General features: G+C 68.1%; 16 protein-coding genes and 4 pseudogenes. 5 read left to right on the forward strand and 15 right to left on the reverse strand.

Annotated elements, in window-relative coordinates; translation table 11 throughout:
• Positions 1–388 precede the first annotated feature (388 nt).
• Positions 389–1855, reverse strand: coding sequence for a glutamate synthase subunit beta (locus B9D87_RS18385; RefSeq protein ID WP_007771850.1), 1467 nt, complete (start codon positions 1853–1855; stop codon positions 389–391).
• Complete coding sequence (gene gltB / locus B9D87_RS18390; RefSeq protein ID WP_007771849.1) at positions 1848–6431, reverse strand: glutamate synthase large subunit; 4584 nt, start codon at positions 6429–6431, stop codon at positions 1848–1850. Before gltB ends, B9D87_RS18385 begins: the two co-directional genes overlap by 8 nt.
• A gap of 642 nt (positions 6432–7073) precedes the next feature.
• Between gltB and B9D87_RS18395 the strand changes: the two are divergent.
• Positions 7074–8293 (forward strand): annotated as a pseudogene (locus B9D87_RS18395) (MinD/ParA family ATP-binding protein).
• Between the two features lie 3 nt (positions 8294–8296).
• Here the strand turns inward: B9D87_RS18395 and sigI are convergent.
• A complete protein-coding gene (gene sigI / locus B9D87_RS18400) occupies positions 8297–9154 on the reverse strand; it encodes an RNA polymerase sigma factor SigI (protein WP_007771847.1) in 858 nt (285 codons plus the stop codon).
• A 111-nt stretch (positions 9155–9265) separates the two neighbouring features.
• On the opposite strand from sigI, the gene B9D87_RS18405 reads away from it, so the two are divergent.
• Positions 9266–10117: an NAD(P)H-binding protein gene (locus B9D87_RS18405; protein WP_007771846.1), complete on the forward strand. Its 852-nt coding sequence runs from the start codon at positions 9266–9268 to the stop codon at positions 10115–10117.
• A gap of 1 nt (position 10118) precedes the next feature.
• Positions 10119–10558, forward strand: a pseudogene (locus B9D87_RS18410) (nitroreductase family deazaflavin-dependent oxidoreductase).
• A gap of 3 nt (positions 10559–10561) precedes the next feature.
• Here B9D87_RS18410 and eccA read toward each other — a convergent pair.
• The 12 genes and pseudogenes from eccA to B9D87_RS18470 form a co-directional block, all read right to left on the reverse strand.
• Entirely contained in the window at positions 10562–12412 is a 1851-nt protein-coding gene (gene eccA, locus B9D87_RS18415) for a type VII secretion AAA-ATPase EccA (RefSeq protein WP_040630562.1), read from the reverse strand.
• Positions 12413–12533: 121 nt separating this feature from the next.
• Positions 12534–14144 (reverse strand): type VII secretion protein EccE, encoded by a 1611-nt coding sequence (eccE, locus tag B9D87_RS18420; protein WP_007771841.1) that lies wholly within the window; start codon positions 14142–14144, stop codon positions 12534–12536.
• Positions 14141–15800 (reverse strand): annotated as a pseudogene (mycP, locus tag B9D87_RS18425) (type VII secretion-associated serine protease mycosin). The gene eccE and the pseudogene mycP overlap by 4 nt, the downstream one beginning before the upstream one ends.
• A complete protein-coding gene (gene eccD / locus B9D87_RS18430; protein ID WP_007771839.1) occupies positions 15785–17314 on the reverse strand; it encodes a type VII secretion integral membrane protein EccD in 1530 nt (509 codons plus the stop codon). The pseudogene mycP and the gene eccD overlap by 16 nt, the downstream one beginning before the upstream one ends.
• On the reverse strand, positions 17311–18336 hold the full coding sequence (locus tag B9D87_RS18435; protein WP_007771838.1) for a MinD/ParA family ATP-binding protein: 1026 nt from the start codon (positions 18334–18336) through the stop codon (positions 17311–17313). Before B9D87_RS18435 ends, eccD begins: the two co-directional genes overlap by 4 nt.
• Before the next feature lie 161 nt (positions 18337–18497).
• A complete protein-coding gene (locus tag B9D87_RS18440; protein WP_007771837.1) occupies positions 18498–19328 on the reverse strand; it encodes an ESX secretion-associated protein EspG in 831 nt (276 codons plus the stop codon).
• Positions 19329–19444: 116 nt separating this feature from the next.
• On the reverse strand, positions 19445–19732 hold the full coding sequence (locus B9D87_RS18445) for a WXG100 family type VII secretion target (protein ID WP_007771836.1): 288 nt from the start codon (positions 19730–19732) through the stop codon (positions 19445–19447).
• A 52-nt stretch (positions 19733–19784) separates the two neighbouring features.
• Positions 19785–20075: a WXG100 family type VII secretion target gene (locus B9D87_RS18450; RefSeq protein WP_007771835.1), complete on the reverse strand. Its 291-nt coding sequence runs from the start codon at positions 20073–20075 to the stop codon at positions 19785–19787.
• A 121-nt stretch (positions 20076–20196) separates the two neighbouring features.
• Positions 20197–21378 carry a PPE family protein gene (locus tag B9D87_RS18455; RefSeq protein ID WP_007771834.1) on the reverse strand — a complete coding sequence of 394 codons (1182 nt, stop codon included), beginning with the start codon at positions 21376–21378 and terminating at the stop codon, positions 20197–20199.
• Positions 21379–21484: 106 nt separating this feature from the next.
• A pseudogene (locus tag B9D87_RS18460) lies at positions 21485–21718 on the reverse strand (PE domain-containing protein); the annotation flags it as partial.
• Positions 21719–21967: 249 nt separating this feature from the next.
• Positions 21968–22366 (reverse strand): VOC family protein, encoded by a 399-nt coding sequence (locus tag B9D87_RS18465; RefSeq protein ID WP_007771832.1) that lies wholly within the window; start codon positions 22364–22366, stop codon positions 21968–21970.
• A gap of 55 nt (positions 22367–22421) precedes the next feature.
• Positions 22422–23750 carry a sensor histidine kinase gene (locus tag B9D87_RS18470; protein ID WP_007771831.1) on the reverse strand — a complete coding sequence of 443 codons (1329 nt, stop codon included), beginning with the start codon at positions 23748–23750 and terminating at the stop codon, positions 22422–22424.
• 225 nt (positions 23751–23975) lie between these two features.
• On the opposite strand from B9D87_RS18470, the gene B9D87_RS18475 reads away from it, so the two are divergent.
• Both B9D87_RS18475 and B9D87_RS18480 read left to right on the forward strand, forming a co-directional pair.
• On the forward strand, positions 23976–24626 hold the full coding sequence (locus B9D87_RS18475) for a TetR/AcrR family transcriptional regulator (RefSeq protein ID WP_007771830.1): 651 nt from the start codon (positions 23976–23978) through the stop codon (positions 24624–24626).
• Positions 24623–25834 (forward strand): acyl-CoA dehydrogenase family protein, encoded by a 1212-nt coding sequence (locus tag B9D87_RS18480; protein WP_007771829.1) that lies wholly within the window; start codon positions 24623–24625, stop codon positions 25832–25834. The genes B9D87_RS18475 and B9D87_RS18480 overlap by 4 nt, the downstream gene beginning before the upstream one ends.
• The last annotated feature ends 28 nt before the right edge of the window (positions 25835–25862 follow it).

The following is a 25862-nucleotide window of genomic DNA, read 5'->3' on the forward strand; positions in this document are numbered from 1 at the left end:
TTTTCCGGGCGCACCACGGGTAGCCCGGCGATGTTCTCGCCGGGCAAACTCTGAGCAAACCCGCCACACGCCGGTGAGGGCGTCGGCTGGGCGGTCACGCACCGAAGAGCAGCAAGTCCTGAGCGGTTACCAGTCGCTCGTGCTTGGCGGGAAACTCACGACTTTTCACCGGGTGACGCAACCATGACCAGGCGATTCGCCCCATCCGTGACCGAGGTAATGGGTGAATATGCACAAGAATCTCTCCTGCGATCGGTCGTTCAACCGGGAAACCGGTGTGACCCCCATGTGAGCGGGCTCACAACGGGTTATTAGACACCAATCGCCTGGCAAACAGTGGGAGACTCGCCGAGCGAAGTCGGCCGTGTTTCTGGTGTGACTGGTGTTACTACTGAAGCGGCACCGCGGTGGGCTTGACCGGCGCAGGCAGCGCGGTCGTCCCCATCAGGAAGCGGTCCGCCGCGGCCGCGGCGGCCCTGCCCTCAGCTATCGCCCAGACGATCAGCGACTGGCCGCGCCCCATGTCGCCGGCGACGAACACGCCGGGCACCGACGTGTCGAAATCGGCGCCGCGGGCCACGTTGCCGCGCTCGGTGAACTTCACCGCGAGGTCGGTGAGCAGGCCCTCCTTCTCGGGCCCGACGAATCCCATCGCCAGCAGCACCAGGTCGACCTCGAGCTCGAACTCGGAGCCCTCCACCTTGACGAACTTGCCGTCCTGCATGGTCACCTCGTGCGCCTTGAGCGCCGTCACGTGACCGTCTTCGCCGACGAATTCCTCGGTGTTGACCGAGAACACCCGCTCGCCGCCCTCCTCGTGCGCCGAGGAGACCCGGTACATCAGCGGGTAGGTCGGCCACGGGGTGGACGGGGCGCGCGTCTCCGGCGGGCGCGGCATGATCTCGAACTGGTGGATGATCGCCGCGCCCTGGCGGTGCGCGGTGCCCAGGCAGTCGGCGCCGGTGTCGCCGCCACCGATGATGACGACCTTCTTGTCCTTGGCCGTGATCGGCGGCTGGCCATCGGGCCCCAGCACGTCGTCGCCCTCCTGCACGCGGTTGCCCCACGGCAGGTATTCCATCGCCTGATGGATGCCGTCCAGTTCACGGCCGGGGATCGGCAGATCACGGGCCGCGGTGGCACCGCCGGCCAGCACCACGGCGTCGAAGTCGGCGCGCAGTTGCTCGGCGGTGATGTCGACCCCGACGTTGACGCTGGTCCGGAATTCGGTTCCCTCGGCCCGCATCTGGTCCAGCCGGCGGTCGAGGACACGCTTTTCCATCTTGAATTCCGGGATGCCGTAGCGCAGCAGCCCACCGATGCGATCGGCACGCTCGAACACGGTGACCGTGTGACCGGCGCGGGTCAGCTGCTGGGCGGCGGCCAGACCCGCCGGCCCGGAACCGACCACGGCGACCTTCTTTCCGGTCTTCTGCTCCGGCGGCAACGGCCGCACCCAGCCCTCGTCGAAGGCCTTGTCGATGATCTCCAGCTCGATCTGCTTGATCGTCACGGGATCCTGGTTGATGCCGAGCACACAGGCCGGCTCGCACGGAGCGGGGCACAGGCGCCCGGTGAAATCCGGGAAGTTGTTGGTGGCGTGCAGCCGTTCGATGGCGTCGCGCCACCGATCCCTGCGCACCAGGTCGTTCCACTCCGGAATCAGGTTGCCCAGCGGGCAACCGTTGTGGCAGAACGGAATCCCGCAGTCCATGCAGCGGGTCGCCTGCTCGCGCAACGTCTCGTTGTCGAATTCTTCGTAGACCTCGCGCCAGTCGCGCAACCGAATCGGGACAGGCCGGCGCTTCGGCAGTTCCCGACGCGTGTACTTCAGGAAGCCGCTCGGATCAGCCATGCGCGGCCGCCATGATCGCCTTGTCGACATCCGCGCCGTCGCGTTCCGCTTCGGCGATGGCCTGCAGCACCCGCTTGTAGTCGCGGGGCATCACCTTGGCGAAGTGCCGCTGGTGTTGCGGCCAGTCGCCCAGAATGCGCTGGCCGATAGCGGAATCGGTGGCATCAACGTGTGCCTGAATCATGCCGTGCAACCACTCGTAGTCATCTTCATCCAAGCTCTCGAGCTCGACCATCTCCGCGTTGAGATTGCCTGGGAATTCGCCCTGCGGATCGTAAATGTAGGCCACGCCGCCGGACATGCCCGCCGCGAAGTTACGGCCGGTGCGGCCGAGGACGACAACCTTGCCACCGGTCATGTACTCGCAACCGTGGTCACCGACGCCCTCGACGACGGCGTGCGCCCCGGAGTTCCGCACCGCGAACCGCTCGCCGACCACGCCGCGCAGGTACGCCTCGCCGCTGGTCGCGCCGAACAGGATCACGTTGCCGCCGATGATGTTGTCCTCGGCGACGTAGTCCTGGGGCGCGTCGTCGGACGGCCGCACCACGATCCGGCCACCCGACAGGCCCTTACCGACGTAGTCGTTGGCGTCGCCGTAGACGCGCAGCGTGATGCCGCGCGGCACGAACGCGCCGAAGCTGTTACCCGCCGAGCCGTCGAAGGTGATGTCGATGGTGCCGTCCGGCAACCCTTGTCCGCCATAGGCTTTGGTGACCTCGTGGCCGAGCATGGTGCCCACCGTGCGGTTGACGTTGCTGATGGTGGTAGAGAACCGCACCGGCTTTCCGGAGTCCAGCGCCTCGCGGCTCATCACGATCAACTGCTGGTCCAGCGCCTTGTCCAGGCCGTGGTCCTGGCGCGAGCTGCAGTACAGGTCCTGGTTCATGAACGCCGATTCCGGCTCGTGCAGAACCGGCGCCAGGTCCAGCCGGTGCGCCTTCCAGTGCGCCCGCGCCAGCGTCATGTCCAAGGACTTCACCTGGCCGACCGCCTCGTTGATCGTGCGGAAACCCAACTGCGCCATGTATTCGCGGACCTCTTCGGCGATGAACATGAAGAAGTTCTCCACGAACTCGGGCTTGCCGGTGAAGCGCTCGCGCAGCACCGGGTTCTGGGTGGCCACCCCGACGGGGCAGGTGTCCAGGTGGCAGACCCGCATCATGATGCAGCCGGAGACCACCAGCGGCGCGGTGGCGAAGCCGAATTCCTCGGCGCCCAGCAGTGCCGCGATCATCACGTCGCGCCCGGTCTTGAGCTGGCCGTCGACCTGGACCACGATCCGGTCGCGTAATCCGTTGAGCAGCAACGTCTGCTGCGTCTCGGCCAGCCCCAGCTCCCACGGGGCCCCGGCGTGCTTCATCGACGTCAGCGGCGTCGCACCGGTGCCGCCGTCGTGCCCGGAGATCAGCACCACGTCGGCGTGGGCCTTGGACACCCCCGCGGCCACCGTGCCGACGCCGTTCTCGGAGACCAGCTTCACGTGCACCCGCGCGGACGGGTTGGCGTTCTTCAGGTCGTGGATCAGCTGCGCCAGGTCCTCGATGGAATAGATGTCGTGGTGCGGCGGCGGCGAGATCAGGCCGACACCCGGGGTGGAGTGCCGAACCTCGGCGACCCACGGGTACACCTTGTGCCCCGGAAGCTGGCCGCCCTCACCGGGTTTCGCACCTTGGGCCATCTTGATCTGGATGTCGGTGCAGTTCGTCAGGTAGTGCGACGTGACGCCGAACCGCCCGGAGGCGACCTGCTTGATCGCGCTGCGCCGCCAATCGCCGTTGGGATCGCGGTCGAACCGCTTGACGTCCTCGCCGCCCTCACCGCAGTTGGACCGGCCGCCCAGCCGGTTCATCGCGATGGCCAGCGTCTCGTGCGCCTCGGCGGAGATCGAGCCGTAGCTCATCGCGCCGGTCGAGAAGCGCTTGACGATCTCGCTGGCGGGCTCGACTTCGTCCAGCGGGATCGGGGGGTGGATCCCGGCCCGGAACTTGAGCAGGCCACGCAGGGACGCCATCCGCTCGCTCTGGTCGTCGACCAGGCGGGTGTAATCCTTGAACACCTTGTACTGGCCGGTGCGGGTGGCGTGCTGCAGCTTGAAGACGGTCTCGGGGTTGAACAGGTGGTACTCGCCCTCGCGGCGCCACTGGTATTCCCCGCCGACCTCGAGCTCGCGGTGCGCCCGCTCGTCCGGCCGGTCCAGGTAGGCCAGCGCGTGCCGGGCCGCGACGTCGGCGGCGATGTCGTCCAGGGTGATGCCGCCGATGGGACAGCTCAGCCCGGTGAAGTACTCGCTGAGCACGTCCTCGGAAATGCCGACCGCCTGGAACAACTGGGCACCCGTGTAGGACGCCAACGTCGAAATGCCCATCTTGGACATGACTTTGAGCACGCCCTTGCCGGCGGCCTTGATGTAGTTGCTCAGCGCCGTCTTGCGGTCGATGCCTTCGATGACGCCGCGATCGAGCATGTCCTCGATGGACTCGAAGGCCATGTACGGGTTGATCGCCGCCGCACCGAAGCCCACCAGCGCGGCCATGTGGTGCACCTCGCGCGCGTCACCGGTTTCCACCACCAGCCCGACGTGGGTGCGGGTCCGGTCGCGCACCAAGTGGTGGTGCACCCCCGCCACCGCGAGCAGCGACGGGATGGGCGCCATCTTCTCGTCGGATTCGCGGTCGGACAGGATGATCACGCGCGCTCCGTCGGCGATCGCCGCCGACGCCTGCGCGCGCACGTCCTCGAGCGCGGCGGCCAGCCCGGCGCCGCCCTCGGCGACCGGGTACAGGCAGCGAATCACCTTGGAACGCATGCCGTGCGGGCGACCGTTGACCTCGTCCTCGGGGTCGAGGTTGACCAGCTTCGCCAGCTCCCGGTTACGCAGAATCGGCTGCGACAGCGCGATCTGGTGACACGAGCGCTCGGTCGGCGTGAGCAGGTCGCGCTCGCCGCCGGTGGTGCCCTGCAGGCTGGTCACCACCTCCTCGCGGATGGCGTCCAGCGGCGGGTTGGTGACCTGCGCGAAGAGCTGCTGGAAGTAGTCGTAGAGCATCCGGGGCCGCTGCGAGAGCACCGCGACCGGGGTGTCGGTGCCCATCGACCCGATCGGCTCGGCGCCGCTGCGCACCATCGGCGCCACCAAGAGGTTGAGCTCCTCGTAGGTGTAGCCGAATACCTGCTGGCGCTTGACCAGTCGGTCGTGGGGCATCCGCTTGTAGTTGCCCTGCGGAAGGTCGTCGAGGGGCACCAGGTTCCGGTCCAGCCACTCCTGGTAGGGGTGCTCGGCGGCCAGCTCGGCCTTGATCTCCTCGTCGGAGACGATGCGGCCCTGCGCGGTGTCCACCAGGAACATGCGGCCGGGCTGCAGGCGCATCCGGCGGACCACCTTGGCCGGGTCCAGGTCCAGCACACCGGCCTCGGACGCCATGACCACCAGGCCGTCCTCGGTGACCCAGATTCGCGAGGGGCGCAGGCCATTTCGGTCGAGCACGGCGCCGATGATGGTTCCATCGGAGAACGTGATCGACGCGGGGCCGTCCCACGGCTCCATCAACGAAGCGTGGTACCGGTAGAACGCCCGCCGAGCGGGGTCCATCGACTCGTTGCGTTCCCAGGCCTCGGGGATCATCATCAGCACCGCGTGGGCCAGGCTGCGCCCGCCCAGGTGGAGCAGCTCGAGGGCCTCGTCGAAGCGCGCCGTGTCGGAGGCCCCCGGCGTACAGATCGGGAACAGCTTCTCGACGTCGGCCTCGGCACCGAAGACGTCGGTCTTGAACAAGGCCTCGCGGGCCCGCATCCAGTTCTCGTTGCCGGTGACGGTGTTGATCTCACCGTTGTGTGCGACGCGGCGGAACGGATGCGCCAGCGGCCACGACGGGAAGGTGTTGGTGGAGAACCGCGAGTGCACGATGCCCAGCGCGCTGGTCAGCCGATCGTCTTGCAGGTCAAGGTAAAACGCCTTGAGCTGCGGCGTGGTCAGCATGCCCTTGTAGACGAACGTCTGACCGGAAAGGCTTGGGAAATACACGGTTTCGCGGCCGGGGCCGTCCTGGCCCGGACCCTTGGTACCCAGTTCGTGCTCGGCGCGCTTGCGCACCACGTAGGCACGGCGCTCGAGCGTCATGCCGGATGCGCCCGCCATGAACACCTGGCGGAAGGTCGGCATCGCGTCGCGTGACAGCGCGCCCAGCGACGAGTCGTCGATGGGGACGTTGCGCCAGCCCAGCACCGTCAGACCCTCGGCCTCGGCGATCTTCTCCACCGCGGCACACGCCGTGGCCGCGTCCTTGGACGACTGCGGCAGGAACGCGATGCCGGTGGCATAGCTGCCCTCCGGGGGCAGCTCGAAGTCCACGACCTCGCGCAGGAAGGCGTCCGGGACCTGAAGCATGATGCCGGCGCCGTCACCGCTGCGAGGCTCGGCGCCCTGGGCACCCCGGTGTTCGAGGTTCAGCAGCGCAGTGATTGCCTTGTCCACAATGTCGCGGCTACGGCGGCCGTGCATATCGACGACCATGGCAACCCCGCACGCGTCGTGCTCGAACGCGGGGTTGTATAACCCGACGCGCTTGGGCGTCATATGCACCTGACCCTTCACTGAACGTTCTGCGCGGCCGTTAGCAGCGGCCCCACCGAGGTCGCACCCGAAGGTTGCGGGCTAGAACCTCGTCGGCCTTGTCTCGAGGGGCTGTGCCCCAGGCGGAGATGATCCTGTTAGGGATGTCCGTGCAGCTCTGAACGGTGGCCTGGAACCGGTCTCGACAAGTCGTAAAACGATATGACAATACCCGCCTGACATGCCAACTTCGTCAAGTCTAACCGCCAGCTGGCAACGCCGTAAATTTCGCTGTTGCCGTTGATCCTCCATTGTGCCAGCCCCCGGCCCGGCACCACGAATTCTTTCCATAGCTGCGCGGATGCCGGGGAGCCCGGTTCCGGCGCGGTCCCCGCCTGGGAGTTTGCTGACGCGCGCTTCGAGCGGGGTGCTGATGTTGCTGGGTACGGATATGGGCGTGCTCAGCGCTCAGCATGGGGCGTCGGCGCCGCCCGCCGCCGCGGGCGGCCGAGTTTGCAGGTTCGCACACGGGGCGCGGCGGGAGATACTGGACGGGAATTGGTCACACCCGGCGCCGCAGGTTGGACCGTGGCGCTAATCACGTAATACGTTCGTCGCGGCCGGCCCATCGGCGCGACGAACGACCGCCCGGCACGCGAGGAGCCCATGAACGAGCGCGACGAATTCCTGCGGGACCGTCTGCAGCCCGAGCGGCCCAGCACTCCGGCACCACGCCCGTCCGGCCCCGCCCCGCAACCGCCCCAGCCGGCCCCCACGGGCCGCGCGCGGCCGCGCCTCCCGCGGCCCAGCGTCCCGCTCCGCCGCGCCCGCCGTCGTCTCCTGCTGCGCCGCCGCCGGCCCGGCCGCCCGCCCCGCCGTCGTTTCGGCCGGCACCGCAGCAGCCCGCCCGGCCCGCCCCTCCTGCGGCGCCGCCGGCGCCGCACACCGGCCCCCTCGGCGGCCTCGCCCAGGGCGATGAGCTGCCCGACCGCGGCTGGCGACGCGTCGTGCGCCTGGTCACCTTCGGCCTGATCAAGCTGGGTCCGTCGCCCGCCCAGCAGCAGGAGGCGCAGTTCGAGGCCGCCATCCGGACCCGCCTGTACGGCAACCGCAAGGTCGGCGTACTGGGCAAGGGCGGCGTGGGAAAGACGTCGGTGGCCGCGAGCGTGGGGTCGTTGTTCGCCGGACTGCGCAAGCAGGACCACGTCGTGGCGATCGACGCCGATACCGCCTTCGGCCGGCTCAGCAGCCGCATCGATCCGACCTCGACGGCGTCGTTCTGGGAACTCACCGCCGACAAGAACCTGCGGTCGTTCGACGACGTGGTGGCGCGGCTGGGCCGTAACGCCGCGGGTCTGCACGTGCTCGCCGGCGAACCGGCGGCGGGCCCGCGCCGGGTGCTCGATCCGGCGATCTACCGGGAGGCAGCGCTGCGGTTGGACCGCCATTTCACCGTCTCGGTGGTCGACTGCGGCTCGACGATGGACTCGCCCCTCACCCAGGAGGTCCTGCGCGACCTGGATGCGCTGATCGTGGTGTCCTCGCCCTGGGCCGACGGCGCGTCCGCCGCCGCGCGGACGATGGAGTGGCTGGCCGACCAGGGACTGGACACGCTGCTTGCGCACAGCATCGTGGTGCTCAACGATTCCGACGGGCACGCCGACAAACGCACCCGGGCGCTGCTGGCTCGCGAGTTCACCGATCACGGCCGGCCGGTCATCGAAGTGCCCTACGACCCGCACCTGCGGCCCGGCGGCGTCATCGATGTCAGCCACGAGATGGCCCCGGCCACGCGCCGCAAATTCCTCGAAGTCACCGCGACCATCGCCGGCTATTTCGCGGCGCGTCCCGACGGCGCGAAAGATCAGCGGCCGACGGACAAGTGAGGGCTAGGCCCGTGCCGAAGGGTCGGCGATGGCCTCGATCTTGCACACCCGGGATTCGCGGATCGTCAGCACGATGACGGCGAACAGGCGGCGCTCGCTGAAGGCCAGCAGTACCGGCGCCCCGACCGGGCCGCTGACCAAGGTCACGTCCGGCCACAGGTAGCGCAACAGGTTGGTGGCCACCGCATCCGGCCCGTGGTTGATCTGCGGTGGCGGGGCCGGATCCGCGAGAATCGTGCCCACGCCCCACACGGTCGGATCCAGGACCGCGGCCAGCGCCTGGAGGTCGCCGTTGGCGCATGCGGCGATGAACTTTTCGGTGACCAACTGGTGCTCGGGCGGGGCGACGTCGGCCAACTTCGGTTGCGCCGCTTCGAATTTGGACCGTGCGCGGCGCGCCAGCTGACGGCAGGTGCCGACCGGGCGGCCCACGGTCTGGGCGATCGATTCGAACGGGACGCCGAATACGTCGTGCAGCACGAAGGCGACCCGTTCACCGGGACTGAGCCTGCGCAAGACTTCGAGGAGCGCGGTGCGGATCTCGTCGTCGAGGGTGACCCGGTCGGCCGGGTCGACGCGGCGCGGCGCGGGTTGGTCTTCGACGTCGCCGGGGCGCTCGTAGCGGGCACGGGCCGAGCGCACCTGGTCGAGGCAGAGGCGGCTCGCCACCACCGTCAGCCAGCCGCGGGTGTCCTCGATCTCGCCGGCGTCGGCCCGCGAAAGCCGCAGAAAGGCCTCTTGCGCAATGTCTTCGGCCTCCCCGATGTCGCCCAGCATCTGGTAGGCGAGGTTGACCAGGTACGGGCGATGCCGGCGCCAGGCCTCGCTGACCTGATCGCTGGCGGACGGCGACTGGTTCATGACTCTTCGACGATCTGCCGGGGCGAAAAGTTACACGTTCTTCGGATGTAACTTTCCCACCTTTTGCCCCGTCGTTTCACCAGTGCAGGAAGTTCACGGAAGGAACCCATCATGACCATCGTCGTCACGGGCGCGACCGGCAACGTCGGACGTCCACTCGTCACCGAGCTGCTCGCCGCGGGAGCCCGCGTCCGTGCTGTCACCCGGCAACCGGCGCCGGCCGGCTTTCCCCCGGGAGTCGAGGTGTTCGGTTCGGCCGCCGACGCGCTGCCCGGCGCCACCGCGGTGTTCCTGAACTCGCGCGCGCTGGGTGGGCAACTGGAAGACGTGGTCGCGCAATGCGCGCGGGACGGGGTCACCAAGCTGGTCGCGCTGTCGGCCATCAACGCCGACGACGCCGTCACCCGGCAGCCGTCGCGGTTTCGGGGGGACCGCAACCGGGAGGTCGAACGCCTCGCCGTCGACTCGGGTCTGGCCTGGGTGAGCCTGCGGCCCACGGTGTTCGCGACCAACTTCGCCGGCATGTGGTCCGCGCAGGTCCGCGCGGGTGACGTGGTCGCCGGGCCGTACGCCGCCGCCTCGACGGCGCCCATCGTCGAGGCCGACATCTCGGCCGTCGCGGCCCACGCGCTGCTCACCGATGACCTTGTCGGACAGCGGATCCCGCTGACCGGTCCTGCGTCGTTCACCAACTCGGAGCTGGTCGAGGTGATCGGCGGTGTGCTGGGCCGGCCGCTGCAGTATCGCGAGATTCCCACCGATGCCGTGCGACAACGGTTCGTCGACATCGGGTTCGGGCCCGGCTTCGCCGACGCCTACATCGCCATGCTCGCCCAAACCCTCGACGCCCCCGCCCTGGTGACCGATGACGTGCAGAAGATCCTCGGGCGCTCGCCAATTCCGTTCGCGCACTGGGTTTCCGAACACCGGCGCATGTTCGACAACGAGAAAGTAGGAATCTGAGATGACCGATCCGCGCCCCCCGCGCTACCTCAAGGGAATGAACAAGTTCATGATGGCGGTCCAACGACTCGGCATTCCGACCGGTCCCGCCATGGTGCTCACCGTGCCCGGTCGCAAGTCGGGCCAGCCGCGCAGCACCCCGATGACGCCCTTTGATTTCCGGGGCGGCCTCTATGTGGTGGCCGGCTACCCCGGCGCCGACTGGGCGGCCAATGCCCGGGCCGCGGGCACCGGCACCCTCAGCCGGGCCGACGGTCGCGGCGCGTCCGGATCGTCGAACTGTCTGCCGGTGAGGCCCGGCCGGTGCTGCGGGCGTTCCCCACCGAAGTCCCGGTCGGGGTGGCGTTCGCGAAGCGTTCGGGGATGGTGCGCGATGGGACGGCCGACGAATTCGAAGCGCTGGCGGGGCGGCTCGCCGTCTTCCGCTTCGATCCGGCGTAACCGCTACCAGACGATGGCCGCCATGTCGCGGTTGTCTGAGCACACGCTGCGCACCGCGGCCTGAAGGTCGGCCGCGGTGATGATCTGCAGGTCCTCGACGGTCACCGGCTGGCCCGCGCGCTTCTGCGCGACCACCCGGGTGTCACGGAAGCCCTCGGCGCGCTCGACGACATTGCGGGCGAACCTACCGTTCTGCATGGCGTCGATGCCGTGGCGCCCGCCGGGAGTGGTGTAGTTGCGGATAGTCGTCGCCGCGTCCAGGAACGCTTCGCGCGCGCCATCGTCGAGCAGGCTGGCGCGCGGCGTGGCGTAACGGTGCGCGATCTCGACGATCTCTGCCGGCGAATAGGACTCAAAGCGCAGCTTGCGGTTGAACCGCCCGGCCAGACCCGGGTTCACGGTGAGGAACGCGTCCACCTGGTCTTCGTAGCCCGCCCCGATGAAGCAGAAGTCGAATCGGTGGGCTTCCAACGCGACCAACAGCTGGTTGACGGCCTCCATGCCGATCATGTCGGGCGTGCCATCCTGGTGGCGTTCGATCAGGGAATAGAACTCATCCATGAAAATGATTCGCCCGAGCGACTTTTCGATCAGTTCGTTGGTCTTGGGCCCGGACTCGCCGATGAAGTGTCCGCAGAAGTCCGAACGGCGCACCTCCCGGATCTCGGGGTGCCGGACGATTCCCATGCCGGCATAGATCTTGCCGAGCGCCTCGGCGGTGGTGGTCTTACCGGTACCGGGCGGGCCGACCAGAAGCATGTGGTTGGTCTGCCCCTCCACCGGCAGGCCATGCTCGAGCCGCATCGTCCGCACTTCGAGCTGGTCCTCCAGCGCCGCCACCGCTTCCTTGACGGCGGCCAGTCCCACCTGTTTGGCCAACAGCTTTCGCCCCTCGGCCAACAGCTCGGCGCGCCGATCCGCGGCGGCGTCGTCATCGAGTTCGTCGCGGCTCTTGGCCGACGAGGCGTCCCACCGGTCGGTGCGGCTCGCGATGGTCTCCTCGTCGGTCACGACGAGGTGCAGGTTCGGGTCGGCCAGCGCCTCCTTGGCCGCCTCGGTCAGGACCCCGTTGATGGTGGCCTTGGAAAGCCAGACTTGGGCCTTGTCCTCCTCGCGCAGCTGCCGGTGCACCATCCCCCGCACATAGGCCAGATCGGCGACCAGAAGCGGAATGTCGGCGGGACCGATCGACGCCGTCAGCACGTCGGCGTCGAACCGCGACGACGACTGGTTATGCCCGATCACGTCGACGCGGTCCAACCAGTCCAGGGCGACCCGGCCCTGACCGAGGTGGGCGGCGGCGTGGGCCGCCAGCGCGCAAATCGACGCCGTCACAGCCGACATGACGATGGCGTGCGCGGGCAGCTCCTCGGCCGCGGCCAACAGCACGTCGCCCCAGCGTTGCGTGCGGTACATCAAGAACGTCCGGGCCAGCTGGTGCCATTGGTAGTTGGTCCAAGAATCCAGCAGGTCGCGGTTGGCCAGCAGCCTGTCGGCCTCGGCATACTCCCCGGCGATCGTCAGCGCGGAGGCCAACGCCAGCCCGACCTGCGAGGCGTCGGTGACGGTGATGCCGATGTAGGGGCCCAGCTGGATCTCGGCGGCCAGCGTCTGCCCGATGCGCGTGGTCTCGCGGTGCAGCCATTCGCTGCTGGCGTACAGCTGTCGCAACGAGGCCAGGTCATTGTCACCGCACGCGATGCGCCCCAGCCACGCGTCGGCCATCGACTTGTCGGCGTCGGTGGCGGCAACGAACTCGGGCAACGCCGCCGCCCGGCCCTGCCTGCTCTTGATCGCCATGGCGCGATCGAAATGCCTACGGGCAGTTTGTAAATCACCCATCACATCCCCCATCCCGAGCACCGTGGATATGGTCGCCGGAGTTGCGGGCGGCCGCCTTCGGCCGATTCGAGCTGTCGCCGCAACCGCTACGTGCGCTCATCACACTGTGCCTCAAACTCGCTTGACCGACCCGCTACGTGCCGACCGACATGCTTACCGGCTCAAGACTGACGTAGCGGTTCTCGGCACGGAACATGTCCATCTCGACGAGCCAATTCTCTCCTGCTGCACTGACATTCACCACCGAGGGGCCGATCTGCTCGATGATCACCTCGAAGCCGTTTCGCTGGCCCTCGGAGAGGCTGGCCCCCGCGGGGGCGACGGTGATCACGGTGGCCGGGCGCGGGGTGGGCGAGATCGCGGCCTCGACACCCCCGCCTTCGCCGGCCCCGAAACCGTTGCCCCGTCGCGCGACGTACTCGACCACGCTCACGGTGGTCCGTGGCGCGGGACGCGAACTGCTCACGACGCTGATCTCCGGCATCCGGACGCTGACCCAACGTGACAGGTCGCGGGTGTGCACGCACACCCGCTCGCCGGCACCGGCGGTGCGGATCACGATCCGCTTGGCGATCGGGTCGTCCGCCGCGACGAAGACGCGCGACAACTCCCCGGCATCGGTGACCGGCATCAGCAGCCGGTCGCCGTTGCTGAGTTTGCCGATCAGCACGCCCGAGGGCCCGATCTCGGTGACCAGTTGCGGTGGCAGCGGGCTGCGCCGAATGCCGCGCAGGTACGGAAGCGGACCGCACATGTTCGCGGCCGCCGCGGCCGCCTGCTCGCCGTTGAGCCGGCGCAGGATCACGCTGGGCGGCGTCGGCGCGGGCGTCGGCGTGCGCACGGTGATGGTCGCCGTGCATTCGCCGTCCGGGAAGACCGTCACGTTCTGGATGACCTCGTCGGCGCGCAGCGTCCACGCCTGTGAGAGGTTGCGCGACGTGATCGCCTCGGCCGGATAGGCGTAGGTGGTCATCCAACCCGCTTCTCCCCGGATGGCTTTCCATCTCTGCGCGGTTCCCGACACCGCGTCCCACCCGAGCCGGCGATCGAGCTCGACGAGGTCGGTGGCGGTGGCCACCTTTGCCCGCAGCCCCTGGCAGCGCAACAGCCCCGCGATGCGCTGCGCGACCGAAATGGCCGCCGCGCCAACGGTCGTGCGCCAGAACAGGGCTTGGGCGTTGTCGATCACCGCCAGCCGCATGATCAGCCACGTCTCACGCCGGCCCGCGTAGGGCGGCGTCCCGATCTCCGAGTCGTACACCCGGGGAAAGTCGCCGATGGTGCCGTGCCGTGATCCGATGGTGACGACGCTGATCGAATCGAGCTGCAGGCCCAGGGCCTGATGCAGCATCGGCACCAATTCGACGATGTCGAGCACGTTTTCAGTCTCGACGGTCACCGAACCGGTCACCATGGTCGCGCGGTGGCCGCGACCCAGCAGCTGCACCGCGACCACGGCGACACCGTCCTGCACGCGGACGCCGCCGCCGGATCGGTTGTTGGCCACGGTGATCGGGGCGGACCAGTCGATCGGGCGGCGGCCGCGCCGCCACAACACGGCCCACGACCACGCCGGCTGGCCCCACCAGCGCACGAAGACCAGCGCGATCCCCACCACCACGGCGACGGCCGCGCCGATGTACCCGGCCACGAGCCAGCTGACGAGCGCGAGGAGGAACACGACCCAGACGCCGACCACCCGACGGTTGCTGCCGCGGGTGAACCCGGTCAGGTCCGGCCTCATCGAGCCCTCCACAACCGCGCGGCGATCGCGGACACGAGCACCCCGGCGGCAACGATCCCCAGGAATCCGATGGCGATGTTGCGCGCCCGGTGGTCGGGCGGCGGGGGCGGCGGTGCCGGGGTGATGACCCGGCTCTGCGCGCCCGGCGGCATCCGATCGCCCGGCGGGATGTTGAACGTCAACGCGGCGACCGGGTCGACCAACCCGTATCCGACCTTGTTGTCAACGCCCGCAGGCGGATTGTGGGCCGACTGCACGATCCGGTTGATCACCTGGTGCGCGCTGAGTTCCGGGAATTTCGCCCGCACCAACGCCGCGACGCCGCTGACGTAGGCCGCCGAGAAGCTGGTTCCCCAGAACGGCATGTTCTTCTCGCCCGGCCGCGTCGGCGGGTAGGCATTGACCGGCCCGCCGCCCTGCGGGGACAGGCCCATGATGTGGGTTCCCGGCGCGGCCACACCCACCCAGGGGCCCGACATGCTCTTGTCGAGCGGGGCACCGCTGGCGTCGACCGCTCCCACGGACAGGACGTAGTCGGAAAACCACGAGGGCGCCGAGACGATCTTGACCTGATGCCAGTCCCGGGGATCCGACGGATCCAACGGGTCATACGTCGGGTTGTTGTTGCAGCCGGCCTCGCCGTCGTTGCCCGCGGCCGCGACGATCACCGCATCCTTGGCGGTGGCCGCGTACCACAGCGCCGCCCCCAGCGCCCGCTGGTCGGCCGGCGACGCCGCGGGCAGGCACGAGGTGACCGAAATGTTGATCACCTTCGCCCCCATGTTTGCGGCGTGAACCACCGCGCGCGCAACCGAATTCAGCGTCCCGGCCTTGACCTTCTCATCGGAATAGGGGTCTCCCGGCGGCGGGTTGACCGGCTCGAAGGCTCGCGACGACTGGCGGATCGAGATGATCGTCGCGTGCGGCGCGACCCCCACCACCCCATCGGGCGCTCCGGGGGAAGCGGCGGCACGGCGGGTTCGTCCTCGGTCTGCGGATCGGCCGGCCCGTTCGACGCGGCCGTGGCGCCGCCGCCCTCGGGCGGTGGTGGCGGGGGCGGCGGTGGCGGCGGCAGGACCTGGGTGATCGTCACCGGCGGCGGTGGCGGCGGGGGAGCCACCGGCGGCGGAACTTCGACCGGCGGGGCGCAGCCCCGGCGGCCGGCGGCGGTCCGGCCGGTGGCGGGAACGCCGGAGTGGCGGGCATCGGTCGCGGCATCGGCAGAATCCCTTGCGGCGCGGCGCCGATGATCGAGGCGACGATCGTGCCGTGCGCGTCGCAGTCCGACAGGCCGTCCTCGCCCATGATGTAGTCGCCGCCGGGGACCGCCGGTAGCCGCGGGGTCGGCGAGACCCCGGTGTCGATCACCGCCACGGGCACACCGTTGCCGGTGCTGTATTGCCACGCCTTCGTGATGTTCAGCAGGTTGAAGCCCGGCGCCAGCTGTGCCACGTCGGGGTTTCTCACCGTGATCGGGGTCGAGCAGCTGTTGGCGCGGCGCATTGGCTGGTCGGGGCGCGGCGGCCCGTCCGGCGGCACCATTCCCGGATCCACCGAGGGCGGCGTAATGGCAAGTGCGGCAGGGATATTGGCCGACAGCGCGACCAGGGCGACGGCGGCGGTCAGCGCCGCGGCCCTTCTCAGTGGCGAATCCACGTGAAGAGCCCTCCCAAGGCCGCCGCCGCCGGCAGCAGGACGATGAACGCGAGCACTTCCACCCATTCCACGGTCAGCCTGATGAAGGGCCGAAACCTCATGGCGGGCACCAAAAGTGCCGCGGCCAAACCCAACGCGGCGAAGGTCGCCACCGCCACCACGGGCCACATCAGCCCGGTCATGGCGTCTTTCGGCGCGGCGACGGCGTATTTGACCACTCCCGCGCACACCGCGGCGGATGCCCCGCACGCGAGCGCGATGGCCTGATATTTGGCGGCGAATCCGCGGCCCTGCGTGAGGAAGATCCCCACCACCAGCCCGGCGACCACCAGCGCCAGCCACGCCCACTGGCGTCCCGGCGTCAAGACGCCCCACACCGCGGCGGGCAGCACGATCGACACCCCGACGCACAGGCCCACCTGCACCGCGTTGACCAAGCGCGCCGAGGCGGCGATCGCGGCGCCCCGGGCGGTGATGTCGGTCAATTCGTTGTCCTCGTCCTCGGATTCGTCCTCACTGACCGGGGACACGGTGTCGACCGGCATTCCCTCGCGGCGCGCGAACAGATCACGGCCGGTGATCGATCCGAAATGGGGCGGTCTGACCCGCGCCACCCATAACGCGATCAGGGGGGCCATCCGGACCAGGACCAGCAATCCGACCAACACGCAGACTGCCAGCACCTGGGCCGAAGCCGGCCGAAACATGCGGACGGCGGCGACGGCGGCCAGAATCCCGCAGACGGTCACCACGGCGGTGACCACCGCTGTCTGCCAACGGTTTCGCGCGGTCACGCCGATGGCGATGGCGCCCAGGATCACCACCACGGCGCCGATCAGTCCGTGGGCCGCACCCAGCACACCGGGGGGCGCGCAGGCACCGGCGGTGGCGAGCGACAACACGGCCAGCCAGGCGAATCCGCTGAACAGGTCGCGCCGCTCCCGCCATCCGCTGCGTACCACCAGCGTCGCGACCAGCAGCAGGGCGCCGACGGCGCCCGACACCGCGGCCGGGATGGGGCCGTCGGTGAAGGTCCGCGCCCGCAGGGTCAGGGCCACCACGACCCCGACGGCCATCGCGATGACCGCGACCGCGGTGTGCGCGGCCGTCAGCGGTGTCACCGGCGCAAACATCCGATCGCCGCCGTCGCGGCCCAGCCACTTGCCCATGGCCGCCAACCCCGTTGACAGCGACTCGTATTGCGGTTCGAACGACTCGCCGTCGACGCGCGGCACCAGCACCAGGGTGTCGCCGTCCTGGACGCCCAGCTCGTCGAGGCTCTTATTGATATCGAGCCGAACGCCGTTGATCTTGTGGAGTTCGTAGCTGCCGGCGGGCAATGCGATGCCGTCAAAACCTTTGCGCTTCAGATCGGCATCGAATAGCTCGACCATTCCCTCGAAGAATCCCTCCATCGGAATTCCGGCGGGGAATACTTGCGAACACAGGTGCTTCTCGTAAGAAATGTTGACCGCACAACGCGCCGGGAAGGCGACCTTATGCGGCGCTGTCACGGCACCGACCGCTCGGCGTCAGGAATGTATTTGTCCGCCAACCCGGCGGTGATTTCGAAGAGGCGCAATCGCGACTTCTTATTCAGCTCGTGAACCGTATCTATGATCCCGCCTTTGGCGAGGTGGGGATCAAACGGCAGCACTTCCACCGTCGCCCCGACCTTGGTGAACCGCTCCGTCAGGTACGCCAACGCGTCCTTGTCGGTGATCTGGTCGGTGTGGTTGACAATCACGGTGCTGCGCGAGACCAATTCGTGGTAACCCTGCGACCGCAGGTAATCCACCGCCCGCAGCACCGGACGCGACCGGTCCGCCGTGATGCCGGAGACGAACACGAGGGTGTCGGTGTTCTCCAGCACCGGCTTCATCACCTCGTGTTCGAGGTCCGGAGAGGTGTCGACGATCATCACCGTGTGGGTGCGCCGCAGCCGCGACAGCACCCCGGAAAACATCGCGGGCACCAACGGCCTGGGCTGGTCCGAGGTCCGGTTCCCGGCCAGCACATCAAGGCCAATGGCGTTCTGGCCCAGATGTTCTCGGATGTCCGCGTAGCCCTGGACATCGGTGTCGTTGATGATGGCGGTGTAGTCCCCGGGCGGCGATTCGTCGATGCGGTCGGCCAGCGTCCCGAAGCCCGGGACGGCGTCGATCGCAATCACGTTCTGCGGGCGGCATTCCCGGAACACACCCCCGAGGCAGGCGACGAGCGTCGTGACGCCCACACCGCCCTTGCCGGAGACGACCGTGATGACGTATTGCCGCCGGATATGCCGGCGGATGCGATTCTGCAAATCCCGGTAGTGACGCTCGCGGGGCGACTCACCGAGATTTATTTTGTGAAACGAGATGGAGTAAATAAATTTCCGCCATCCCGACCCCGGTGGAATTTTTCGCGGCGCAGCCAGATCGGTAATACGCATCGTGTCGGATACCGAATCCGGGAAGTTGCTGCCCCCTGACGGATCCCCCCGTCTGAGCGCTCCTTCGTCCGACATATTCGGGTCATTCCAAGGGCTCGTCACGACGAGATGCTAACACGCTCGGCGATACCGCGTTTACCCGTTCAGAAACCTTTCAAGTACGACAGGCGTTGCTATTCCAAGACTTTGGTTATCTAAGTTAGTTTCATCGGTTCGCTCCGGAGCGCCCCACGAGTTTGGCGCGCGATGGCCGATCGCGCTCCTCACACCACCCGCCGATACGAGTGCCACTCGTCGCCGGCGGGCAGCCGGCGGATGAGCCGTTGAATCGCTCCGCCGATGTCCGTGCGCGAGCCGGGCGAGAGAATCTGGTACTGGCGCTGCCCCGAGGTGACGCTCTCGATACAGATCCGGCCCGCCGGTGTGTCGACGATGGACACCGTCGATTCGCCCACGGCGATCCGCGCCTGTTCGTCCGGCCCGACACCGGCCTGCAACCCCACGATGTTCGCGTGCGCGGACCGCGCGGGATCGGCGGCCGTCAGGACCATCTGCAGCTGGTCGGCGTCGAGGCGCTGTTCGAGCAGGAAGGAGCGCAGGCTGGCGGTGTCGCGCACCGAGTTCAGCAATTGCTCGGTGTCCAGCGTCACCGGCTTCAGCGGCGCCGCCTCGGCCACCCCGCACAGCCGCTCGATCTGACCGACCAGGAGGTCGCTGGCCGACGCCTCGTTGCCGGCCGTGCCCGCGGGATACAGGCGCACCATGTCGCCGTGGCGTTCCAGCACCACCCACCACGTCGCGAAGCGGCAAATCGATGCGCGCGTCGGCTCGCGACCCGGCACCCCGATCATCGCCAGCAGCGCGATGTCTCGGCGCAACAGCACCGTCAGCCACTCACGGATCATCGGGTCGACGTTGCCCGCCTCGTCGAGCGCGCCGGCGGCCACCAATTCGGCGGCCGCGGGGTGGCCCTTCGCGCGCTCCGGGGTGTCCAGACGCGGCAGCATCGGCCGCAATCCCAGCTCAGGGCAGGTCTGCTCGACCCCGGTGAGCGCCTGCAACACCCATAAGCCATCGACCGTCGTCGTCAGCATGGCGCCCTGCCCTCACTCAGCGGGTCCCCCGACCGGTGAACCAGAGACCAAAGGTGGGGCACACACGCACGGCGCATCTGCCCCACCCTCGCTTGTCCTGGTGTGGTTGAGCGGCGTCAGAACAGGCCAGCGATGTGCTGGTCGGTGCTGAGCGCGTTGTCCAGCACGTGCGAGGTGGTCACCCCGTGCTGGCGGATGGTGTCGATGAGACCCTGCAGCCCGGAGAGCATCTGCGCCTGCGCCTCGAAGAAGCCCGATGCGCCGTGGCCCGCGAAGAATTCTTGCAGGGCGTGGGTGCGGTTGGAGGTGTCGTCGAAAATCGACTGCAACTGGCCGGCGCGGGAGGCGACGTCGGTGGCGAAGTCTGCTACGGCCCCCGGGTTATAAGTGATCGGATCGGACATTGTGGAGTTCCTTTCAAAAGACCATTAATAGAATTTGCGAGCGAGTGGCTGATTAGGAGCCGTGGCCGCCGAATAGTGCGCTGAATGCGTGCGAAGAATCGGCCTCGTGGCCTTCCATCAGGGCAGCCGCCTTGGTAAGGCCTTCGGCCAGCCGCGTGCCGCCGGTCAGGACTTTGTTCAAGTCGTTTTGAACCTCGATGGCCGTCGCGTGCGACGCGGTCACAGCGGAACCAGACCAGGTGGACGGATTCATCACGTTTTCTTGGTTCGCGACGTATCCCTGGCCAATCCCGATCGCGTGCTCCATGTTTGCCTGGATAGCGTTGGAAGCGTCGCGAAGCATTTGCGGTGTTACTTTGATTGTCACGGAATTCTCCTTCTCCGGTGGGCCGCCCCCCGTGAGGGCATGAAGCGAAGTGTATGGCGGCTGTTTAGACCTGTCGATTCACCTTTCACCAGTGGCTTCACACTCGAGCGTCGACGACCCGCACCGTCGCGGGCTGGTCGGCCTTGTCACGGGAGCCGCGGTCGCCTCCCGCCCCGTGCCCCACGGGCATTCCGCCCATCGGGACACCACCCATCGTCGTGGTCTGCGGTCGCATGGCCTCGGCGCCTAATGCCCCGGCCGGCCGCAGCCCCACGGGCCTGCCACTGGTGGCGGGCTCGAAGGCGCTGACCGGACGGGTGAAACTCGTTGCGGGCATGCCCGCGCCGCCGAGCGACGCGCCACCGCCGGCCCCGGCCTCCGCGGCGGAAAGCCCGGTGGTGGCCGACACCGCCGAGACGGCCGGGGTCGCCCCGCCCATGCCCATGGCGCCGGGATTGGCGAACATGCCCATCAGCGGCTGCATCATCTGCATGGGAGCCTGCATCATCTGCATCGGGGCCTGCATTACCTGCGGGACCGCGCCCATCAGCTGCTGTGCGGGCTGCATCAGCGAGCTGGCCTGGTTCATGAAGTCCTGGCCACCCGAGGCCGCCTGACCCGTCCCCTGCATGCCCGTCTGCGCGCCCTGCATGGCCGCGCGCATGCCGTCGCCGGCCCCTTCGTCCGCCGCCGACTCGCCGATCGCCGCCGCCGCCTGCGCCGGGGCGGCCGGCGACGCACCCATGGTCGCGACCGGCGGAGGAATGGTCAGGCTCTGCGACAACGCCGTCAGGATCGTTCCGTAGCTGGCCCCGACCGCCGAGTTGTTCGGCCACATCGACCCGAAGTACTCGAGCTCCAGCGATGTGATGCGCGGGGTCAGCGCGCCGAGAACCAGCGGGTTGATGCCGTAGTCGGCGGCCGTCTCGGTGCGGTTCCCGATGCACTCGGGCGCGGGACGCATTGAGCCATAGGCCATCTGGTACGCCGAGACCGCGGTCGACACCACCGCCGGCTTGACGTCGACCCAGCCCGCCAGCCCGTGGAGTGACGCGTTGAGTGCCGTCGCGTTCGCCGCCGAGGCCAACGAACCCGAGCCAGTCCAGCTCGCCGATGTCGCGACGGTGTTGATCGTTGACGCGATGCTGGAGCCGTGATGGGTGGCCGCCAGGGCGGTCCAGGCGGCCTGGTTCGCCAGGTGAGTGATGACGCCGGCCCCCGCCTTGAGCAGCATGTCGTTTTCCTCAGGCGTACGCGCAGCCCACCCCGGATCGGCCATGCGTACTTCCCCCTCTTACCGTCGCTGGGCTCTAAGCCCCGATTGCCATCGTCAGGCTGCGCATCAGCTCCGTGACGACGTAGGTGCTCGACGCGATGCTCTGCGCGCCCGCGAACAGGCCGCGCTGCGCCGCGTGCTCGGACACTACGCCCAGGTAGCTGCCGCCGCACGCGTTGAGCGCCGCCGCGAACATGGCCGAGTCGGGATCGCCGCCCATCGGCAACACCCCCAGCAGGACGGGCGCGGCCGCCGAAGCCGCCGCCTCGGTCTCTGCGCTGATCGCCGTCTCGGCGCTCGACGACGCCAGAACCGCCTCTGTCTGCACAGACGTGAATGCCATGATTTCCCTCCGAACGCTCAACCCAAATCGACGTGCTTGGGGCCTTAGTGTAGTGCGGTTTCGCTGATCTTGTATTCACTCCGTTTGACGGGGCACAGGGCCCGGAATTCGGTTAAGTAACTCGGCTTCCAAGTGCGAAAGATCTGGATTCCCAGAAGGTGTCGTTGATAAACCTCATTCGCCACTCATGACCCGGCAGTCACAAATGCACCTGGGTCCTCCGATGGGCGACGGATCACGCTCGTTTATCTAGTCCCGATCGTGATGGCACACGGCTTCGAGTTTGATGCCGAAAGGGTCGTACCAAAAGGTGGCGTAATAATGACCGGCATATTGCGGGAAATGGCGCGGCGGGTGGATGACGGTGCCGCCGAGCCGGACCACGTGATCGTGCACCGCATGCACCGACGACCGGCGCCGCACAATGAATGCCAGGTGTTGCAGCCCGGCTTGCCCCGACGAGTACTGATGCGGCTCGACCGCCGGATAGAAGAACAGGAAAGTGCCGGGCTTGTTTTCGGCGGGGCGGTAGGAAAATTCGTCGTCGGCATGAAAGAACGGCTCAAAACCGACAAGGGGCATCAACGCGTCGTAATACCGTTTTGCGGCTGACAAATCGGGCACGTTGATGCCGAGGTGGCCGAGCATGACTCATTGTCCGATGCGGGCGCGTGGTGGGCACGGAGGGGGCCGGCGACGGCCGCTATGCCGGACCACGCCCATCGCCGGCCAGCCGCAGCAGCAGCCGGGTGCCGCCGAGCGGACTGGTCTGCAAAGCCGCTGTGCCGCCGTGTAATTCGGCCTGCTGGGCGACAAGCGCCAGGCCCAGCCCCGAGCCCGACCGCGAGGCCGTCGAACCGCGGGTGAAGCGTTCGAAGACCGTGGCGCGTTCGGACTCCGGGACCCCGGCGCCGTCGTCGTCGATCGCTATCTCCACGCCCTCACCGGAGCTGCCGACGGTCAGCAGGATCTTGCCGGCGTTGCCGTGCTTGACGGCGTTGGCGATGGCGTTGTCGATGACCAGCCGCAGCCCGGTGGGCAGCCCGACCATCAGCACCGTGGGCGAAGGCACCAGCGACACCTCCACGTCGGGGTAGATGCGGAGCGCGTCGTGCGCGGCACGGTCCAGCAGCTCGGTGATGTCGAACGGGACAAAGTCGTCGACCGTGGTCAGTTCGCCCTGGGCGAGCCGCTCCAGCGCCGTGAGCGTGGCCTCGATGCGGCTCTGGGTGCGGATGACGTCGCCGATCACCTCGTGGCGCTGCTCGGGAGGGAGGTCGAGCGTGGACAGCACCTCCAGGTTGGTGCGCATCGCGGTCAGCGGCGTGCGCAGCTCGTGGGAGGCGACCGCGGCGAAGTCGCGAGCCGAATCCAGCGCGGCCTTGGTGCGCTGCTGCTCCTTGCCGATGCGCGCGAGCATGCCCTCGACCGCTTCGGCGATCTCCACGGCCTCACGCACACCGCGGACCTGGACCTCGTCGGGACTGGACTGCGCGTTGATCGCGCGGGCCTGCTGCGCAAGCAGGAGGAACGGATTGACCATGATCAGCGAGATCACCCAGCCCACCACGACGGTGCCACCGATCACGCTGGCGCAGATCAGCAACACCCGCAGGTGCAATTCGTTGATCCGATGCTGAGCCTCGGCCCGCGGTGCGGCCAGCGCTATCGAGGCGGGGCCGGCGGTGAAGGTACGGACGCGATACTGCACCCCGTTGATGGTGGTGTTCGCATAGCCGTCGGGAAGCTGAGGCAACACGATGCTGCTGGGCACCGACACGGTCACCCCGGCGATGCGCGCGGTGCGCACCAGGTTGCCGTCCGGGGCGGGCCGGTCCGGACTGGTGTGCTCCGCGTTGTTGAGCAGGCTGCTGATGTCGCCCAGGCTGCTGACGGAGTCGAGCCGCCGATCGAGCTGGTTGTACTGATCGTTGGTGACGCCCACCCACACCCAGGTGCCGAGGAGGACGACCAGGGTCATCACGGATATGGCGGCGACGATGACGATGGTGCGCAGCGACAGCACCCGCATCGGCAGCTGTACACGCGGTCGGACGCGAATGTCAGGCTCCTTCAGACGATCGCCGGTCCTTATCAACCAACCTGAGTACCAGCCTCACAGCAGTACCGGTCCGGCGCTCTCAAGCGCAGTGGCGTTTCGCAAGAATTTAACGCTAGCCGCCGAACCCTCTCCCCGCTCACGTGCCAAAACCGGGCCGATTTTGTCCTGACCTGGGTGAGTGAGTACTCTCTCACCATGCTCACCGAGCCAGGCCGGGGACGTGACCGGCTGCTCTCCGCGGCCCTGCGGCTCTTCGCCGCCAAGGGCTACGCGGCGACGTCGGTGGCCGACATCCAACGGGAGTCCGGGCTGGCGCCCGGCTCGGGCGCGCTCTACAAGCACTTCGGCTCCAAGCGCGAGTTGCTCGAGGCGGCGGTCGCGCACCGGATCGACAGCATCGTGGCCGCGCGCGAGGAATACGACGCGGGGCAACCGGGCAGCGTCGAGCGGGCGGTGCGCATCGCCGGCGAGCTGATCTGGAGCAACCTCAAACAGAGCGAGGACCTGCTCAAGGTGATGCTGCGCGAGCCCGACGAGCTCGGCGATCTCGACGAGAAGACGTGGCAGGTGATCACCGACAACGCCTACCAACGCTTCGCCGACGAGCTGGCCGCGTCGAATCGCTCCGGCCGCACCAGCATTCCCGATCCCGAGGCGGCAGCGGCCGTCGCGATCGGGTCGCTGTCCTACGCGGCGACGCTGCAGGCGCTGACCGGTCGCCTGCCCGGCAACACCGATGAAGAACGGTACTTCGAGGCATGGGTCAACCAGACCGTCAGCCTCCTCGACCAATACACAAATCACCGAAACCCGGTGACCAACAATGATTCAGGAGCAGAGCTGTGACGTTTTCACTGCAACTGTCCGACGACGTGATCGAAATTCGCGACTGGGTGCACCAGTTCGCGGCCGACGTCGTCCGCCCCGCGGCCGCGGAATGGGACGAACGCGAAGAAACACCGTGGCCGGTGATCCAGGAGGCCGCGAAAGTGGGGCTCTACTCGCCGGACCTGTTCGCGCAGCAGGCCGCCGAGCCCACCGGGCTGGGCATGCTGACGGTGTTCGAGGAATTGTTCTGGGGTGACGCGGGTATCGCGCTGTCCATCATGGGCACCGGGTTGGCCGCGGCCGCGCTGGCCGGCAACGGCACCCCCGAGCAGTTGGGGCGCTGGCTGCCCGAAATGTTCGGCACCGCCGACGAACCCAAGCTCGGTGCGTTCTGCTCGTCCGAACCCGACGCGGGCTCCGACGTCGGCGCCATCCGCACCCGGGCCCGCTACGACGAGGCGACCAACGAATGGGTGCTCAACGGCACCAAGACCTGGGCCACCAACGGTGGTATCGCCAACGTGCACATCGTGGTGGCATCGGTCTACCCCGAACTCGGCACCCGCGGCCAGGCGACCTTCGTCATCCCGGCCGGGGTCAAGGGCCTGGCGCAGGGCCAGAAATTCAAGAAGCACGGAATCCGCGCGTCGCACACCGCCGAGGTGGTGCTCGACGACGTCCGCCTGCCCGAGGACCACATCCTCGGTGGCCGGGAGAAGTTCGAAGCGCGGATCGCCCGCGTCAAATCCGGTGCCTCCGCGCGCGGCCAGGCCGCCATGAAGACCTTCGAGCGCACCCGGCCGACGGTCGGCGCCATGGCGGTCGGCGTGGCCCGGGCCGCCTACGAGTACGCCCTCGACTATGCCTGCCAGCGTGAGCAATTCGGCCGCAAGATCGGTGAGTTCCAGGCGGTGGCGTTCAAGCTCGCCGACATGAAATGCCGGATCGACGCGGCCCGCCTGCTGGTGTGGCGAGCCGGATGGATGGCGCGCAACAACCAATCCTTCGACGCGGCCGAGGGATCGATGGCCAAGTTGGTGGCCAGCGAAACCGCGGTCTACGTGACCGACGAGGCGATACAGATCTTGGGCGGCAACGGCTACACCCGCGACTACCCGGTCGAGCGGATGCACCGCGACGCGAAGATCTTCACCATCTTCGAGGGCACCAGCGAGATTCAGCGCCTGGTGGTCTCGCGTGCGCTGACGGGCTTGCCCATCCGTTAGCGGGGCACAATTCGGTTGCGTCTGATAG

Origin of the sequence: Mycobacterium colombiense CECT 3035, from assembly GCF_002105755.1 — a bacterium.
Classification (GTDB): domain Bacteria; phylum Actinomycetota; class Actinomycetes; order Mycobacteriales; family Mycobacteriaceae; genus Mycobacterium; species Mycobacterium colombiense.